Annotated in this window: 16 protein-coding genes; 1 reads left to right on the top strand and 15 read right to left on the bottom strand. The window is 40.2% G+C overall.

The annotated features are described in order from the left end of the window. Positions 1–84: 84 nt before the first annotated feature. From ilvA to yabG, 12 genes are all read right to left on the bottom strand, one after another. The gene (gene ilvA, locus HUE98_RS00510) at positions 85–1,293 is read right to left on the bottom strand and encodes a threonine ammonia-lyase (protein WP_241421957.1); all 1,209 of its coding nucleotides are present in this window, start codon (positions 1,291–1,293) and stop codon (positions 85–87) included. 11 nt (positions 1,294–1,304) lie between these two features. Continuing rightward, a complete protein-coding gene (locus HUE98_RS00505; protein WP_241421956.1) occupies positions 1,305–2,057 on the bottom strand; it encodes a nucleotidyltransferase family protein in 753 nt (250 codons plus the stop codon). 66 nt (positions 2,058–2,123) lie between these two features. Next, entirely contained in the window at positions 2,124–2,978 is an 855-nt protein-coding gene (ispE, locus tag HUE98_RS00500; protein WP_241421955.1) for a 4-(cytidine 5'-diphospho)-2-C-methyl-D-erythritol kinase, read from the bottom strand. A 224-nt stretch (positions 2,979–3,202) separates the two neighbouring features. Then, positions 3,203–5,860, bottom strand: coding sequence for a cyanophycin synthetase (gene cphA, locus HUE98_RS00495; protein ID WP_241421954.1), 2,658 nt, complete (start codon positions 5,858–5,860; stop codon positions 3,203–3,205). A 127-nt stretch (positions 5,861–5,987) separates the two neighbouring features. After that, the gene (locus HUE98_RS00490) at positions 5,988–6,800 is read right to left on the bottom strand and encodes a cyanophycinase (RefSeq protein ID WP_241421953.1); all 813 of its coding nucleotides are present in this window, start codon (positions 6,798–6,800) and stop codon (positions 5,988–5,990) included. 122 nt (positions 6,801–6,922) lie between these two features. Beyond that, complete coding sequence (locus HUE98_RS00485; RefSeq protein ID WP_277623693.1) at positions 6,923–7,111, bottom strand: small, acid-soluble spore protein, alpha/beta type; 189 nt, start codon at positions 7,109–7,111, stop codon at positions 6,923–6,925. Positions 7,112–7,213: 102 nt separating this feature from the next. After that, on the bottom strand, positions 7,214–7,438 hold the full coding sequence (locus HUE98_RS00480; protein WP_241421952.1) for a hypothetical protein: 225 nt from the start codon (positions 7,436–7,438) through the stop codon (positions 7,214–7,216). A 286-nt stretch (positions 7,439–7,724) separates the two neighbouring features. Continuing rightward, positions 7,725–8,729, bottom strand: coding sequence for a CAP domain-containing protein (locus HUE98_RS00475; RefSeq protein ID WP_241421951.1), 1,005 nt, complete (start codon positions 8,727–8,729; stop codon positions 7,725–7,727). 231 nt (positions 8,730–8,960) lie between these two features. Beyond that, entirely contained in the window at positions 8,961–10,499 is a 1,539-nt protein-coding gene (locus HUE98_RS00470) for a DUF3794 and LysM peptidoglycan-binding domain-containing protein (RefSeq protein WP_241421950.1), read from the bottom strand. 162 nt (positions 10,500–10,661) lie between these two features. Continuing rightward, positions 10,662–11,666: a S1 family peptidase gene (locus HUE98_RS00465; protein WP_241421949.1), complete on the bottom strand. Its 1,005-nt coding sequence runs from the start codon at positions 11,664–11,666 to the stop codon at positions 10,662–10,664. 118 nt (positions 11,667–11,784) lie between these two features. After that, entirely contained in the window at positions 11,785–12,063 is a 279-nt protein-coding gene (locus HUE98_RS00460) for a Veg family protein (RefSeq protein WP_241421948.1), read from the bottom strand. Positions 12,064–12,178: 115 nt separating this feature from the next. Next, positions 12,179–13,027: a sporulation peptidase YabG gene (yabG, locus tag HUE98_RS00455; protein WP_241421947.1), complete on the bottom strand. Its 849-nt coding sequence runs from the start codon at positions 13,025–13,027 to the stop codon at positions 12,179–12,181. Between the two features lie 138 nt (positions 13,028–13,165). Between yabG and HUE98_RS00450 the strand changes: the two genes are divergently transcribed. Continuing rightward, a complete protein-coding gene (locus HUE98_RS00450; RefSeq protein WP_241421946.1) occupies positions 13,166–14,008 on the top strand; it encodes a glycosyltransferase family 2 protein in 843 nt (280 codons plus the stop codon). 11 nt (positions 14,009–14,019) lie between these two features. Here the strand turns inward: HUE98_RS00450 and HUE98_RS00445 are convergent, their stop codons facing one another. The 3 genes from HUE98_RS00445 to HUE98_RS00435 form a co-directional block, all read right to left on the bottom strand. Further along, positions 14,020–14,493, bottom strand: coding sequence for a ribonuclease H-like YkuK family protein (locus HUE98_RS00445; protein WP_318036510.1), 474 nt, complete (start codon positions 14,491–14,493; stop codon positions 14,020–14,022). Between the two features lie 27 nt (positions 14,494–14,520). Further along, on the bottom strand, positions 14,521–15,405 hold the full coding sequence (gene rsmA / locus HUE98_RS00440; RefSeq protein WP_241421945.1) for a 16S rRNA (adenine(1518)-N(6)/adenine(1519)-N(6))-dimethyltransferase RsmA: 885 nt from the start codon (positions 15,403–15,405) through the stop codon (positions 14,521–14,523). Positions 15,406–15,501: 96 nt separating this feature from the next. After that, complete coding sequence (locus tag HUE98_RS00435) at positions 15,502–16,569, bottom strand: 3D domain-containing protein (protein ID WP_241421944.1); 1,068 nt, start codon at positions 16,567–16,569, stop codon at positions 15,502–15,504. Positions 16,570–16,707: the final 138 nt, after the last annotated feature.

The raw sequence follows: 16,707 nt of genomic DNA, 5'->3' as shown, positions 1-16,707 counted from the left end.
ACCCTTCGACGCCCAGTTAAAAAATTCCTGCTACTTTTAGAAATATTTAGAAATAATTGCAACAGATGCTAAGATAGTAATATTTTAAATATAATCTTTTTTCCTAAGTTCCTCTACGATTTCTTCAGAATGCTCCCTGTCCCTGGTTTCCAGCGTCAACTCTACTTCAGCACAATCTACCGGCAGCTCAAAATCTAAACGGTTATGCCTGATACTCATGACATTGGCTCCCTTTAAAGCAACAAGCTCCAGCAAATCCTTTATAGAACCGGGAGCATCTTTTATCGCCACCGTAAACTTAATTAAGCGCCCACTCCGGGCTAACCCCCGGTCAATAATTCTTGCCAGCAGAGTAACATCTATGTTTCCGCCGCTTAAAACCACCACCAGCTTTTTATTAATAAAATCAGTATTGCCAGAAAGAAGTGCCGTAAGGCCCACGGCCCCGGCCCCCTCCACGATGAGCCGAGCCCTCTCCATAAGCAGCAGAATAGTCTGGGCAATATCATTTTCCTCTACGGTAATTATATTATCCACGTACTTCTTAATAAGTTCAAAGGGAATATTCCCCGGAGTTTCCACCGCTATTCCATCGGCCATGGTAGGGTTCCTTTTCAATGTAAGAAGGCGGCCCTGCCGAAAAGACTCACAGAGAATGGGACAGCTGGAGGTCTGAACCCCCACCACCTGAACCTCCGGCCTCATTTTTTTTACAGCCAGTGCAATACCTGAAATAAGTCCCCCTCCCCCCACAGGAACTAAAATTACCTCTACATCTTCCACTTCTCTCAATATTTCTAGACCGATGGTGCCCTGTCCCACAATAGTCATGACATCATTAAAGGGATGAATCAGAGTCATATTCTTATTTTTAGCAAAATCAACAGCAAATTTTTCCGCCTGGCTGTAAGTCTTTCCTGAAAGCAGCACCTTGGCCCCGTACCCTTGGGTAGCGGAAATCTTGCTTAAGGGAGCGTTTTCCGGCATAACCACTACAGCCGCAATACCCAAAATACCAGCTGCCAAAGCTACCCCTTGAGCATGGTTTCCAGCGGACGCCGCCACAACACCCCTTTTCTTTTCCTTAAGGGACAGAGAATACAACTTATTAAAAGCCCCTCTTATCTTAAAAGAACCTGTTTTTTGTAAATTTTCCGCCTTAAGATAAATTGAGTTTCCCGTCATCAAACTAAAGGTGGAGGAAAACTTAACTGGAGTCGGGGAAATCACTCCCTTTAATACCTTCTCCGCTTCCTGAACATCTTTTAAGCTTATGCTTTCGCTTTCATACATATTTTTACCTCTTATTTTAAATATTCTTCGGCTAAATGCAGATCACTTACTTTATCCACGTCAAAACCGATTTCTGCATAAGGGGATATAATTGCTTTGCCCTTAACCCCAAAGATAATTGAGGCTCTCCTTTCCGCATCCTCCAGGCTTACTTTTTTAAAAATAAATTTAACAATAAAAGGAAGCCCTAGTTTCACAGCCATCAGGTGGGGTTTTTTGCGCAGAGCAAGAAAAGAAATAGCTTTTTTCGCTGTTCTCTCCACAATGGCAGAATCAATGAGAAAAATATTGCCCCCAGTAAATAAACCCTCTTTCAATCGGACGTAAGTCCTGACCACCCCTGAATATTTCTTTTCACAAACCTCTTTTTCTATTACCGGATAACAAAAATCCGCCTGGGTTTCAAGGCTTCTCTCTATAAAATCCTCCAGGGATTTACAGGTAATTAGAGGAATATCTGAAGTAAGTATAAAAGTGGGCCCGGCATCAGCAGTAGAGAAGCTGCGAAACCCCTCCAACATATTCTCCATAATTTCCCCTTTTTCCGGAACTATAGAAAAAGGAACAGCCGTTTTTATTTTTTTCAATTCCTCAGGTGGCCCTACCACCGTAATTTTTTTAATACCCTTTACACAATTCAACTCTTCCAAAACATACTGAATCATCGGCTTACCGTGAATAGGAATTAAAGATTTATTTGTAAGGCCTAACTCTTCCACCAGGGGGGAAGAGCCTCTGGCTCCGGCCAGCAGTAAAGCTTGCATGTCTTGTCTCCTCTCCGATTACTGCAAATAAGGTCAAAAACTATAGTGTTGACATAATTATTATTCTTATATAGTCCGTGTAATAATATATTCTTCTTCCTCCAGACTTAAAGCCTCCACAGCCCGCTCCACTTCATTACGTTCAGAACTTAAATAAAATAATGTGGGGCCACTTCCGGTCATGAGAGTACCGGAAAAACCTTTTTTTAAAAGATCTCTTTTCTTTTTGGCTATTTGGGGATACCTTTCCAAAGTAACACTTTCTAAAACATTGGCACAGGAAATTTTAAGTGCCGGCAGGTCACCTTTCTCAAGGGCCTTAATAACCGCAGAGGTGTCCGGTCTTCCTTTTAACCCCATCAGTCGAAAATGGCCGTATATTTCTGCAGTAGATACACTAATGGGGAAAACCACCAGCAGCACCCACATTGGCCTTAATGGAGATAGAAGAGTAAGCTCTTCTCCCTTCCCCCGGGCCAAACAGGTTCCACCTTTCATACAAAAAGGAATATCCGCCCCCAGCTCAGCCCCTATTTCCAAGAGCTTATCTCCGGATAAACCTAAATCCCACAACGTATTCAATGCTAACAGAGCTGCAGCGGCATCGGTACTTCCCCCAGCCAATCCCGCCGCCACCGGAATACGTTTTTCCAAGTGGATACTCACCCCTTTATTTGTACCGGTTTCCTCTCTTATTCTGCGTACCGCCTTCATAATAATATTAGAGTCATCTGAGGGAACTTTTAAATGAGAACACGTAAAAAGAACCTCCGAACCTTTCCTAAAGGTAAAGGTCAGCATGTCCGCCAGTTCAATGCTCTGCATCACCATCTCCACCTGGTGGTAACCATCCGGCCGCTTTGCAAGAACGTCCAGGGAAAGATTAATTTTAGCTCTGGCAGGAAAATAAATTTTATCCATTTAGCTTCTCCTCTCCAGCTTAGTGCCTTTAAATGGTTTGGACAAAGGAATCATTTGTCAGCAATTTAATTTCAGGTAAACTTCGCCATTTTAAACCTTTTCCCTTCTTCTTTAAAAATATTAATGGTTAGTAACACATTAAGATGACTCTAGAGTATGATGCTTGGCACAAATCCATTTACACCAGGTATGAGAAAACAGGGCCGAAAGAATTACAGCCCTGTTTATATGGCCCGGCCGGCCAGATGTTTTTTCCTTTTGGCTTCCGGTTGTGACAGGCTCACCACTTCACCTGTTTTTTGCAATATTTTTAAAATTGGCTCCAGCCTTTCATAAAAAACAATCACTATATCTCCTTCTTCTACCCTCTTAAGTGCGGTAATCAGGGCATCTTCTTCCTTCAATATCACTTCAGGTTTTATCTTGCTTCCCGCTTCTTTTATCCCCTTTTCCAGAAGGGAGGCTACTTCTCCTTTTTCCCTTCCCCGCAGGGATTGATCCTCTTTAATGTATATACAGTCAAAAACTCGACCCGCAGCAGCCCCAGCTTTTTTTATAAGCTCATCAGACCTATCCCCCGGAACGCCTACCACGCCAACCATGCGGCGGGCACCAATTTTCCTGCCCATCTCTGCGGCACTTAAAAATCCGGCTTCATTATGGCCATAATCCACAATCACTTTGAAACTACCATAATCAAAAACATTACCTCTTCCGGGATTATGATCCAGTGAAAGAGAGAAGGTCTTTAATCCTTTTACTATATTTTTTCTGCTTAACCCAAAAGCCCTGCCTACCGATGCCGCTGCTAAAGCATTCTCAGTATGATGCGATGCCTTTCCCTTTAAAGTGACCGGCAGATCGGTCACTTTTACCAAAAACTTGATTCTATGATCCTCTGCTGTATATATGGCCCCTCCTTTTATAAAAACAGCCTTTCCTCCATCAGCTAAATGTCTTTTTAAAATTATATTGCTGCTCTTCTTACTGAAGTAAATAACCTCCGATGCTGCCCAGCGGGATATATCCACAACATTGACGTCATCGGCATTTAGAATTACATAACCCCCGGGCTTAACCGCTTCTGCCACCAGGGATTTAACATACAAAAGATCTTCGATATCATTAATTCCATCCTGACCCAGGTGGTCATGACTGATATTGGTTATTACCGCAATATCACAACAGTCATAACCCAGTCCACCCCTGATAATTCCTCCCCTGGCAGTTTCCAAAACAGCCGCCTCAACAGAGGAATCCTTTAAAATAGTTTGAGCACTAATGGGGCCGGTAGTATCCCCCCTTATAATTCTTCGATCATTTATATAAATACCATCGGTACTGGCCATCCCCACGGTTAACCCCTTTTGTTTTAACAAATGAGACACCATTCGAGTCACCGTCGTCTTTCCGTTTGTTCCTGTTATGCTGATTACCGGTATACGAGCCTTCGCTCCTGGAGGAAAGAGCATATTCACAATAGCTTCCCCGGCCTTTCGAGGCTTTCCAATGCTGGGATGCTCGTGCATTCTTATACCCGGAGCGGCATTAATCTCAATAATTGAACCATAATTCTCAAATAATGGCATAGAGATATCTTTGGATATAATATCTACCCCAGCAATATCCAATCCTAATATTTTAGCTGCCCTTTCTGCTATATATTTATTTTCAGGATGAACTTTATCGCTAACATCTTCTGCATATCCTCCGGTACTCAGGTTTCCGTTATCCCTTAAAGTTACCTTTTCACCATAGGAAGGTACAGACTTTAAGTCCATTCCCTTTTTTTTCAGCACCCTCAAAATATGTGAATCCAACTTTATCCTGGTCAGGGGCTTTTCATGACCCTCCCCCCGAGTAGGCTCGCAATTAAGTTTCTGAATTAACTCCTTTATACTGCTGACACCATTCCCCAAAACAAAAGGAGGAACTCTCTTAGATGCAGCAACCAATCTTCCCCCTACCACCAGCAATCTGTAATTTTGACCATCTATCTGTTGTTCCACCACAACCCTTGAACTGTATACAGAGGCTTCCTTAAAAGCCTCCACCAAATCTTTTTTTCCATCCACATTCAAGGTTACCCCTCTTCCATGGTTTCCATTATGAGGTTTTAAAACCACCGGGTATCCTATACTGTCTACCAGTTCCAAAGCCTCTTTAATGGAACCCACAGTGGCTCCCCGGGGAACGGGTATCCCTGCTTCCTCCAATAGATTTTTACACATGCCTTTATCCCCTGCCAGGTCAACCGCCATACACCTGGTTTCACAACTTATTGTTGAGTTTAAACGTTTCTGATGTATTCCGGTCCCCAGTTGAATAAGGCTGGTACCCTCCTTTAATGCAATCACCGGTATATTTATTTTACGGGCTGCATTTATAATCGCTTTGGTACTGGGGCCGTAATCATATTTTTCAGCAACCCCAGCCAGCTCCTTTAATTTTTTCTTAAGGGGGTAATTATTATCCTCCAAAATATTTTTCACCAGATTAACCGCTATATAACCTGCACCAAACCCTACCTCTTTAACATCAAAGCTGTAAATAACCTGGTATATTTTTGGATCATCTGTCCCCCTGGTCTTACCAAAATTTAATGGATAACCTAATTTCCGCTGCAGCTCAATAGCCGTATGTTCAATTACATGTCCAAAGAAAGTACCCTCTTCCATTCTTTCCACAAAGCCTCCCGGCCTTCCCAGAGAACAATGGTGCTCCTTAAGTTCTGGTATTATTTTTACCAGTTTGTCTTTAAATGCCGGAACCATATCTGTAGAGATTCCCGCCCACTTCTGCAGATTTAACCTCATCAGGACACAGGGATGATGGCTGTAGATATTTCTGCCTGAAAATGCGCGAATATCTTCTATATACATTATTTTATGCTCCTCCTTTTACAACATCAAACGAAAGAAATTTTTCCGGTATTAATATTTCCTAAATAAAGTTTTATATTCAGCAGAAACCTTCCATTAAAGCTCTATAAAGAGTCTCTCCCATGACTCATTCGATGATTTTGGGCATTCTATCCTTCAAGCTGTACCTGGCACCGCTGGATAAGGCATGTAAAGTTACCCCAGTTATAGATAAAGACTGCTTTCCATCAGACAGTTCTGACACATTGGAATACTCTACCCTGGTGCCATCTAAAATAGTTACGGAATTGGAACCAATTACCTCCAGTTCCCCCCGGGGAAACACGACAACCGCCGTATCTTCATCTATCCCAATTCCCAAAATATTTGGATTGCAAGCAATTACGGACAACAGCCTACCAATTCTCCCCCGTTGAGCAAAATGCTGGTCCACTACGGATTCTTCCAGAAAACCCAACCCTGGGGCAAGTGATAAAGTGGAAATATGAGGGGCTTCATCACTATCTCCCCCAATAATCATAGTATCACTCATAACAGAAGCCCCGGCACTGGTCCCAGCAATAACCACACCTAAACGATACATCTGCAAAAGAGTTTTCCCTAAGAGTGTTCCCCCTAAAATACTGGTAATTCTTAATTGATCCCCTCCGGTAAAAAAAATACCTGTTTTTTTTGCCAACTCATTTACTATTCTTTTATTATTAGCATCCTGTCGATTACTAATGTCAAAAATACTTACTTCACTAAGCCCCAGTTTTTTAAATACTAATTTGTAACTCTCTCCTGTCTCTTCCGGTTTCTCAGAAGCTGTTGTCAAAACAGCTAAATCGGCTGAATCTCCCCCAGCCAGGCCTATCACTCTTCTTAAAATAATACAATCTTTTTTTTTATCCTCCGCTCCACCCACAATAACCAAATTCCCCTGAACTTGTTCTCCCATACAATCCCTCTTTTTATTTTTAGCTTAGTATAATTTTCAAATAGCTATACATATTACCAATCCCTTGGCGCTTTTGGTACTGAAAAAGTAAAGGGATATGCATTTAGCATACCCCTACCACTTTATTTTTTATTATTTTCTTCTTGTAAAAACCTGTCGGCTCTTCTAATCGCCAGCTTAACCATATTCCCGCAATTTCTTGAGCTTACTTCGGCAAATCCTTCGGTTCTTACAATGTCGTCGACACCCAGTTCTTTGGCTAATTCGTACTTAAGCTCCTCGGACATAACACTTCTGCGTCTTCTGCCCAACTCGCGCCAACTCCTTTTTTAAAAAAATAAAGCGGCACTATATATCTTATGTTTTTGCCTATATAATTATTACGCCAATAGTTTGACAAATTGCCAAAAAAATTATTTTTTAATTTTGTTTACAACAGCTTCACTAAGCTCTTCTTCTGTATCATAACTGGCAAAATCAAAATCTAAATTGAATAACAAATCCAGTGCTACTCTACACAATAAACTTTCATTTAATTTCCTTTTTCCTTTTTTTCGATTTTCATAAACAATGCCAGCCAAAACTTCTACCTGTTCGGCTCGCAGATAAATACCTTTTTTCACCAGCATATTCTCCACTTTTTCCACTCCCTCAGCTTATTGATTAAATAAAAATATTGGAACTTTATTAAGAAATCAACAGATATCACTTTTTTCTTCATTATAACTGCTTTTAAAAATTTCCTTGATGCCAAGCTTATCCACAAAAAATTTTTTGTATAATATTCTCGTTCAGTAATAGAAGTTTACTTATTGTATTTTATGCAGTATGCTTCAAAGTGTGCAGGCATAAAGGAAAACCCCTGTATACTTACAAGGGTTTTAAGATACCGCACCTTATTATTTTTTTTCTGCACAGTCTTTTTTACTTCTGAATAAACATCTGGGTAAATATTTTGCCATATTGTGATCCGTTAACAATTCCTATGCCTATATGAGTATAATGAGCATTTAAAATATTAGCCCGGTGTCCTGGTGAATTCATCAAAGAGGTATGAGCCCTCTGTACGGTGGAAGAACCGGCCAGGTTTTCTCCGGCCCTGATATACCTGATACCAGCATTCCTCATCATATCAAAAGGACTTCCATATGTAGGAGACTGGTGGCTGAAATAATTGAGATTTACCATATCCTGACTTTTTAAGCGGGCAATCCTAACCAAATCCATATCAATTTTCAATGGACTTAAACCGTACTTCACTCTCTCCTGGTTAACAAGTGTAAACATCATCTGCTCATCAGCAGTTAATCCGGCAGGCACAGGGTCAGGATCTGGCTTCGGCTCTGGTTTCGGCTCTGGAACTGGGTCTGGCTTCGGCTCTGGCTTTGGCTCTGGAACTGGGTCTGGCTTCGGCTCTGGCTTTGGCTCTGGAACTGGGTCTGGCTTCGGCTCTGGCTTTGGCTCTGGAACTGGGTCTGGCTTCGGCTCAGGCTTGGGCTCTGGAATTGGGTCTGGCTTCGGCTCAGGAACTGGATCTGGATTTGGCTTGGGAGCCGGTACTGGAGTAAGCTTGGAAGTCTTAACAATAATTATAGTCTGTCCCGTTTTGAGTTGATGACTATATAAATTATTAGTTTTGATGATATCTTGTACTGTACTGCCAAACCTGCTGGCAATACCCTCAAGGGTATCTCCTGTGTTAACTTTATAAAGAATAATAGTTATTCTCAAGTTCCAATTGGAAAGACTACCCCTGGGGACAAAAATAGGACTTAAAATTTTGTTTACCTGTACAGTTACGTCCTCATTAGCGCCGCTGCTTATATTCCGATTATTATCGCAATATTCAATTGTACTTGCTTGCACTGATGATATTAACAAACAAAACATTAATATGACCAGTATGGCGGTATTGATTATTTTACTCATTTTTCATTACCCTCCTCAATTTACATAATCAGACTCTTTTGCCATTATAGTAAACTTACTACAAATGGACAAGGAGCAATAAGAAGGGTAATATATTATGTAACCTTAATAACTGTTAATGCTTCTTAAAAATTGATTGTTTTTATACTATTTCACAGCAATGGTTATTGTTGGCAAATTTCACTCATCCTTTTTTAAAAAAAATTGGGTAGCATTATTAATGCTACCCAATTAGCTTCTGCTTCGACAAGTGATTAACAATTTCTGACCTTCATAAATAAGGTCTGCATCCTCCAGCTTATTTTCTTTTACAATGGTCTCTATGGATACATTAAACTTTTGAGCGATATTAAATATGTTATCCTCTCTCTGAACTACATATACAACGATTACCGCTCCGGAGCTTTCAAATTCTTTAACCTCTTCTTCCACTTCCCTTTTATCTATAATGGCAAACTGACGCTCTAGCACATCCACAGCCTTGACGGAAATATCTATTAATGCTGAATATTTAATGCCCCTTTTATCCTCCAACAGCAGTGTGTTGGTTTTTTCAACCCGGGGATAAATAAATACGGACATACCCTTGTCAACTCCCGGCACAGCCAATTGATGACTAAAATCCTCTTCAAATTCATCCCGTTCTATCTGGCCGTCTTCCTCGCTGACAAAGCTAAACTTTACCTTAACTGTTCCTTTGATTTCTATTTTATCTTCGGTTATGTCTGCCGTTAAGTTAACAATATTTGATTCCGGCGGACAGCTTACCTTTGAAGCCACCTTATCCAGCTCTATTTCTCCCAATAAGGATAACTGGTCAGATGCTTCGCCTATGACCTGAAAAGTGTTTAACCTACCTTTCTCCAACTGAAAACCTTCGATGCCGGTGACTACTTCAATTTCTTCCTTTCGCTTTACTTGAACATAAAGATTCAAATTCAAAGACTGGTTTACCTTATTTCTTTCCCGAGGGTTTATTTCATGAGTAATCTTTGAAACCCGGGGTTTAACTACAACATCCATACCGGGTTCTACCCCCTGCATATCTACCTCACAAGAAAAAGAATCCTTAAGATTTTCTTCCATTAGAGAGCCGGACATTTCCTCCAGGTAAAATACCTGCTTTATAATACTTCCTTCAATGGCAACCCTTTGATAGTCAGCCGATATAACCAGATCTTCAAACCTGCAGTTTACGGAATCAATCCTGGCAGCCGCTTCATCCAGTATAATCTCTGAGTCAACCGTTACTACTTCAACCTCTACCCCCACCAGTTTTTCAAAGGAAATCTTCTCTTTTTGGACTTTTTTAATATTTATTTCTTCAACATCCAGAATTATTTCTTCCTTTACACTGCTAAGGAATAAGGCCAGTACCTCCATCATCACTGTCTGGCTTAAAATAGTCTTTTCCATATCTTTTACCAAATCATCATGCTTTACAGTTTCAACTCTTGGATATACCTTTACGGTCTGGGCCCTGATTTCCTCGGGATAAGGAATAAAAATCATAAATTCTTCTTCCACATGATGTTCCAGGGGGGTCCCTTCTTCGTTTAAATATACTATTTTTTGAATTAATGTTCCCCTGGCCACCACCTTTCCTTCCGTGACTTCTGTCTCCACATCGCTTATTTCATTTTCGGTCTCTTTAATTCTTTTTACATCACCGGGGATAATTATTTCTCTAGACATAGAACACTGGGCTGCATTTTCCCCTACCAGCTGTTCCATTACCAGAGTATCAGTAACAAAGTTAACCTCTTTCATTGTATCCCTGCCTCCCTTCAGAATTCTAAACTCTAAAAAAGCACTCCCTCCTTTTCATAATTATTAAAAAAGCAAACAGGATATTCCTAATTTATAAAACTTCCCTGAAAACCGACACAAATAGAACCCCGGAGCCTCTACTGCCCCGGGGTTTTAATTAAATTATTCTGTTACTAATCTTACACCTAAAGCAGTTAATACATTACTAATTTTATTTCCTATTGTAGCCATATTTGAACCTGCACATAGAAGGCCTACCGCTTTCAGCTGTTGATCCATTATTAACGAACCGCTGTCCCCTGGTTTTCCCATGGAACTGCATACAATCTGTTCACTCATAATAATACTATTTTCATCATCTACAGCAACCTTTACCACAGCTTCTATAACTTTTACAGAGCCTGTAGTTACCCCGGTTGTTCTGCCGCTTTTAATTACTTTCATCCCAGGTTTGGCCTGCCTTATTCCTTTAGGGATCCCCAATTGATATATTTTAGGATGAACTACTCTTTGATTAACAGGTTTAGCCAGGGCAGCGTCTACCTGGTTTTCGGCTCTAGTATTTTTATACAATTCAATTCGGTAGTTTCTTTTTGATATATTTAAAAAAAACTGGCTAACCTTTTTAAATCTTTCTGCTTTAGAACAAAAACTCTTTACTCGCTCTCTGTGCAGAGGGACAAATTTATAAAGATGCCCTAACACATCCTTTTCTGTCCCTCCGTCATAAGAACCCGGCTGCAAGATTGGATCGTTTAGACTGGCCCTACCATCCCTGCCATCAGTTGCGTTGGCCAGAACATGATTATTAGAAAGAATAAATAATTGATTTTTACGATTACGAACCAGAGCTCCGAAAGTCCCCGCGGTAGAATTAATATGTCCTATACTTATACCGGGCACAGCTGGCCTCATTTTGCCTTTTACATCTAAAAGTCTTAACTCTCCCACTTCAATCACATCAGTATTCATATCCTCTATTTTTTTAGGTAAAACCTCAAAACGGGTCAGCATTGTTTTGGGAATCTTTTTCTTAACCAAAAAAACTAACGCCGACTCACTGCTTCTTACTCCATTCTTTTCTTTTAACCCCAAACCTGTCCCCACCACGTTGTCCATCTGTAAATATTTTAAACAGTTTTGTTTACTCCTGTTATTCCAATTCACTGAAAACCTCACCCCGTTTTATTTGATAAACAAGTCATAATATTATCATATTAAAACAGGCAAAAAAGTTTAATAAAAAAAAGAACCATTTAAATGGTTCTTTCCTGCATGTTAAAAATTAACTGGATGCCGCCGTTTTAATTTTTTCATTTCCGTGCTTGTTAAAAACTGTAAGCTCTACCGTTTCAGTCAGGACATCCGCGTAGCTAAAAGATAACCTCTGGTTATAGTTTATTTCATCTACACGAATTACAAAAATAGAAGGATACGTGTTTTCCAGAATTCCAACTTTCTCTAAAGTTTTACGACGGCCACGGTTTGCCCTTAACTGTATTTTTTCTCCTACGTGGGATTCAAGATCTTTTCTGATCTGCCATAATGAATTTTTTGCTGCCAATTGCATCACCCTTAAAGAGATTTTAATACTTTATAATACTATCATATTTTCTTATTTTTGTCAAATAATAATGAGTTTTCGTCATTTTTCGATAAATTAAGAGTCTATTTCAAATTTAATAGGGTGACTTGGGAAAACCAAACCGAAAGGTTCCCTTCGTCTCAATTCCTCCCAAACCATCAATCCCTGTGATGGTGTTATTAATGACTTCCGTTATTTTAATAGAACGTTTAAAAGAAGTATAGGCAATTTTTTCTACAATAAAAACCGGATCCAATGCACTAATTAAAACTCTCTGGGGGGACGAAGCAAAATTAGCTCCGGCGGCCATCAATTCTTCATAGTGAGACTGACAGGCTCCTGCAAATATAATCAGACTATCCTTACCAGGTTCATAATTGCGGGCAATTATGGTAGAGCGTACAAAATATTTAGAGTTCCGGTAGTTATTTATATTTTGATAATTTTTTTTCCCCTTTAAAATCGCGTCATGTCCCGTTAAGACTAGAATATCCGGCTGATTTTTTCGTAATAGGTTTTCTACCATATCAGGCTGTTTTTTTTCCGGTATAAAAACACCCTGAGCACTAATCTCCAGATTTTTGTATAACTTCATACACTCCTCCAGGTAGTCTTGGTCCCCATCTATATGCAAAATCTTACCGGGAATTTCATAATAGCTATCAGTATTCCCTCCCCGGGACTGCTTATTTCTGCTCATACTGCGGGTTTTATAAATGCGATTTATACACTCCCGGGCTTTTCCATTATATTTTTCATTGTTATCTTGAATACACTGACTTTCAGGTTTATACAGGTCATCGATAGGAGCATCCGCCATCAAACGAAAATGTACCCCTTTAAGCAAAGTCGTTTTTTTACTCCAGTTTATTTCTATTATTTTAAAAACTACATCTCCACCATATGATCTCCTGCAGACGATGTCCCCTACCTTTAAGTCCATGCAACCGCCTCCGATTAATATTCTAATACAGCTTACTTTTAATATATGAATAATTAAACTAAAGCGTACTTACTTTATTTGTCGTAACTTAATAAAAAACTCCATCATATAATGAAAGCAAAAAGGAGAGGACTTTATATGATTTCTGCAGTGGTCCCGGCTCAAAACGAAGAAAAAAGAATAGGCATAGCACTCCACCAACTGCTAAATTTAAAAATTGACAAAATCATTGTGGTTCTAAACGGTTCCAGCGATAACACCCTGGGGGAGATTCATCGGCTCAAATCCTCCCGGATAGAAATAATTAATTTTAAGGAAAAGCTGGGCATTGATGTGCCCAGAGCTGTCGGGGCAAAATACGCCTATAAATTAGGAGCTAAATACGTCCTTTTTGTAGACGGCGATCTAGTTGGAAATATCGCTTATGAATTAAACCTTTTGTTGGAAAATTGTATAAAAAATCGGCTGGACCTAAGTTTAACCGACTGTTATCCCACCACCCCAAAGCTTTGCTATCTAACTAAAATTATTGTTTTTTTTCGTCAACTGCTGAACCAGGAAACCGGCTTGATAGATTCCCTTGGCATCTCCTCCCCTTCCCATGGCCCCCACATAGTCTCCCGTCGGCTTCTGGAAACCATTCCCATAAAGGAATTAGCTGTTCCACCAATAGAAATGGTAATGGCTTTAAAATCAGGATTAAAAATTGCCAAAGGTGTAGAAATACCTCACAGTCGCCTGGGTTCTTCTATAAAAAACTTAGAACACAGCCAGTTGATCGCCCAAACCATTGCCGGGGATTGTCTGGAAGCCTTAACTATTTATAAAAATCAACCCCGAAACAGGGAATACAATGGAATTAAATATATGGGCTATCACAGCACTCGAAGATGGGACCTCTTGGCGGCCTTCTTTTCCCAGGTAGACAATATGAAATCAGCCTACAATAAAAAACTCCCTGAAAATGTTCAGAGAGACTAACTAATCTGATTTTATTTAGTATATTTATCTGCCACTGTTGAAGCGCCGTATGAATCAGGCTTAATACGTGCATCAAAACCACTTCCTATGACCATACCTACCACTTCCCGGATAATGTCCTTAGTATCACCATTTTCACCCACATCCAGGTGAATTTCTACGTTCATATTAGCGTAGCCATTTTCAGATAATTTTCCGGAAAGCCGGGAAGCCGCTTCCAGGCTCAGGAAGGTCTCATAATAAATCCTCTGACGTAAACTCTCCATATAACGGTGTTTCTGTTTGTGAAAGTAGTATCTGGCACCTTTCCCTACCCGGTGAATAATTATAGCAGTTACAAATATAGCAGACTCCTTCATCTGAGAATCGGAACCTGTAATAAGTTTGTACTGCTCTTTGGGCTGCTCATTTACATAGTTAATGATATCCTTAAACATTTCTTCAAAGGTCATTACACCTTTAGTTGGGCTGACAAATTCCATCATTCATCGGCACCTTTCTATAGGTCCTCCTCATATTTTGGTTCGTGTATATTCTCCAATGCTATTATAGAGGATATTCGCTAAATTTGCAAATTGACCAGGGGACAGGCTTTCTGCCCTAGAGGAGGGTTCAATACCTGCTTCTCTAATAGCTGCATCCAAACTGCCCTTGTCAATATTCAAGGACATCTTTAAACTGTTGAGAAGTGATTTTCTTCGATGCTGGAAACTGCCCCGGACAACTTTGGTAAAGAATTCTTCATTCCGGACTTCTTGCAGCGGTTTTTCCCTCATGGTTATTTTTATAAGCGAAGATTCAACCTCCGGCTGTGGAATAAAAACCCTGGGAGAAATATTAAAAGCTATTTCCGAATGAGCATAGTAGTGCACCAGAACGGAAACTGCACCATATTCCTTCCCTCCGGGCTGGGCTGTAATCCTATGGGCTGCTTCCTTTTGAACCATAAATATCATGTGTTGAATGAATTCTCGATGCTTTAACAAATTCATAATCAGGGGGGTGGTTATATTATAGGGCAGATTAGAAATGATTTTGCACTTTTTATCCACCGCCAGAGAACTTAAAATATTTGCTAAATCCTCTTTCATTATATCCCCCTGGACCACTTCAAGATTATGACACTGTTTTAGAGTATCCTCTAAAACCTCAATCAACCTCCGGTCAATCTCAACTGCCGTCACCTTTTTGACCCTGGGACACAAGTATTGGGTCAGAGTTCCAATCCCAGGACCAACCTCCAATACACTGTCATTTTGACTCAGGTCACAAAAACTGAGAATCTTGAGCAGTATATTCTCATCAACTAAAAAATTTTGCCCATATTTTTTAGTCAATTTTATATTATATTTTTTAATCACTTCTGCGGTCTTCCGCGGTGACACCAATTTATCCACAGGCCTATCCTTCCCTTAACTAATTTTATTAAGTATTCATTTAAAAAAGAAACAGGAAGTAATCTTTCTTACTCCCTGTGCGTTCTTTAAGCCTTGCTATCTTATACTATCTAAAATATATATCTTCAGCCTTTTCCTCCCAAAAGCAAGAGCCTTCCCATGGGAATCCATCAGGATATCAATCTTATTTCCCCGGATAGCGCTTCCTGTGTCTGCAGCAACTGCCACCCCAAATCCATCGATATAAACTTTGGATCTCAGAGGAATAACCCCCGAATCCACCGCAATAATATGAGGATTGGCCCTGGTACCACTTCCCGGCACCGCTGGGATACCTATTGAAGTCCTGGCACTACCACCTTCACTCCCTGTGCACTGTGCACAATTACAGTAGGCCAAAGCCGTAACCGTCAATGCCCGGTTATAATTCATAGTATAACCATCTCGAGAAAGGACCGAATTCTCTCCCACCTCTATAATTTCATCTTGCTTTGGTTGGACTATCTCCGAAGATATAACCTCTCTTCCTATCTCTTCACCATCTCTGTATACGATTTCCCACGTATCTTCCCTCAATCCCGGTTTTCCTCTTTGGACAGTTCTGGTTGATCCTCTGTCCAGACTAGAATTACCTCTTCTAACGACAGAATAGGCTAATTCCACCTCTTCAACTACATACTCTCTCTCTACCCTAACAATGTTAATGGTGGTTTCCTTGTCCACCAGGCTGGAGAGAGAAGGCTCCACTTCATCCTCTATTCCCAACACTATGTCTAGATTCTGTATAATTTCCCTTACAGAACTTTTAGTAGTCCAATGAGTGACTTGATCATCACTTATGGCTACATGAACAGGAAATGCCCTTTTAATAGTGACCTTCATTTCCTTTTCTAGAGGAGTTTCTAGAGAGGGATATATTTCATCCCGAGAATACAGACGAATTTCCGTCTCACTCAACGCCTCCTCTACCGTGGATGCCCAGGTTGTCACAACAACCTCCTGCCCATCATCGACACTAAAAACTACTTCCTTGTAAAAACGCTCATAACAAATAGCTGCTGAACAGCTTGCGAGGAAAACAAAAACCAGGATTAACAAGAGACAATTGTGCTTAACCCAGCCTCCTACACGCTTGATACCGGTGGCTATAGGAACATCATCCATTGTTAAACCCCCTTGTAAGGAAACATTTTACTTCATAAATGAAATTTTGTCAAATTTTTGTACTAACACAAAAGAGAATTTTTCCCTCATTCGGTAGAAATGTTATTATATCCCACCCCCCTTTCTCTGTCTTTACTA

The sequence above is a fragment of the Candidatus Contubernalis alkalaceticus genome, assembly GCF_022558445.1.
In the GTDB taxonomy this organism is placed as follows: Bacteria; Bacillota; Dethiobacteria; order SKNC01; family SKNC01; genus Contubernalis; species Contubernalis alkaliaceticus.
Note: the sequence above shows the minus strand (reverse complement) of the source record. Positions and strands in the feature narration are given on the sequence as shown.

Bases quoted from the DNA above. Each gene is read 5' to 3' on its own strand.
- ilvA (WP_241421957.1), bottom strand. From the start codon at position 1,293: ATGTATGAAAGCGAAAGCATAAGCTTAAAAGATGTTCAGGAAGCGGAG.
- HUE98_RS00505 (WP_241421956.1), bottom strand. From the start codon at position 2,057: ATGCAAGCTTTACTGCTGGCCGGAGCCAGAGGCTCTTCCCCCCTGGTG.
- ispE (WP_241421955.1), bottom strand. From the start codon at position 2,978: ATGGATAAAATTTATTTTCCTGCCAGAGCTAAAATTAATCTTTCCCTG.
- cphA (WP_241421954.1), bottom strand. From the start codon at position 5,860: ATGTATATAGAAGATATTCGCGCATTTTCAGGCAGAAATATCTACAGC.
- HUE98_RS00490 (WP_241421953.1), bottom strand. From the start codon at position 6,800: ATGGGAGAACAAGTTCAGGGGAATTTGGTTATTGTGGGTGGAGCGGAG.
- HUE98_RS00475 (WP_241421951.1), bottom strand. From the start codon at position 8,729: ATGAGTAAAATAATCAATACCGCCATACTGGTCATATTAATGTTTTGT.
- HUE98_RS00470 (WP_241421950.1), bottom strand. From the start codon at position 10,499: ATGAAAGAGGTTAACTTTGTTACTGATACTCTGGTAATGGAACAGCTG.
- yabG (WP_241421947.1), bottom strand. From the start codon at position 13,027: ATGGACTTAAAGGTAGGGGACATCGTCTGCAGGAGATCATATGGTGGA.
- HUE98_RS00450 (WP_241421946.1), top strand. From the start codon at position 13,166: ATGATTTCTGCAGTGGTCCCGGCTCAAAACGAAGAAAAAAGAATAGGC.
- HUE98_RS00445 (WP_318036510.1), bottom strand. From the start codon at position 14,493: ATGATGGAATTTGTCAGCCCAACTAAAGGTGTAATGACCTTTGAAGAA.
- HUE98_RS00435 (WP_241421944.1), bottom strand. From the start codon at position 16,569: ATGGATGATGTTCCTATAGCCACCGGTATCAAGCGTGTAGGAGGCTGG.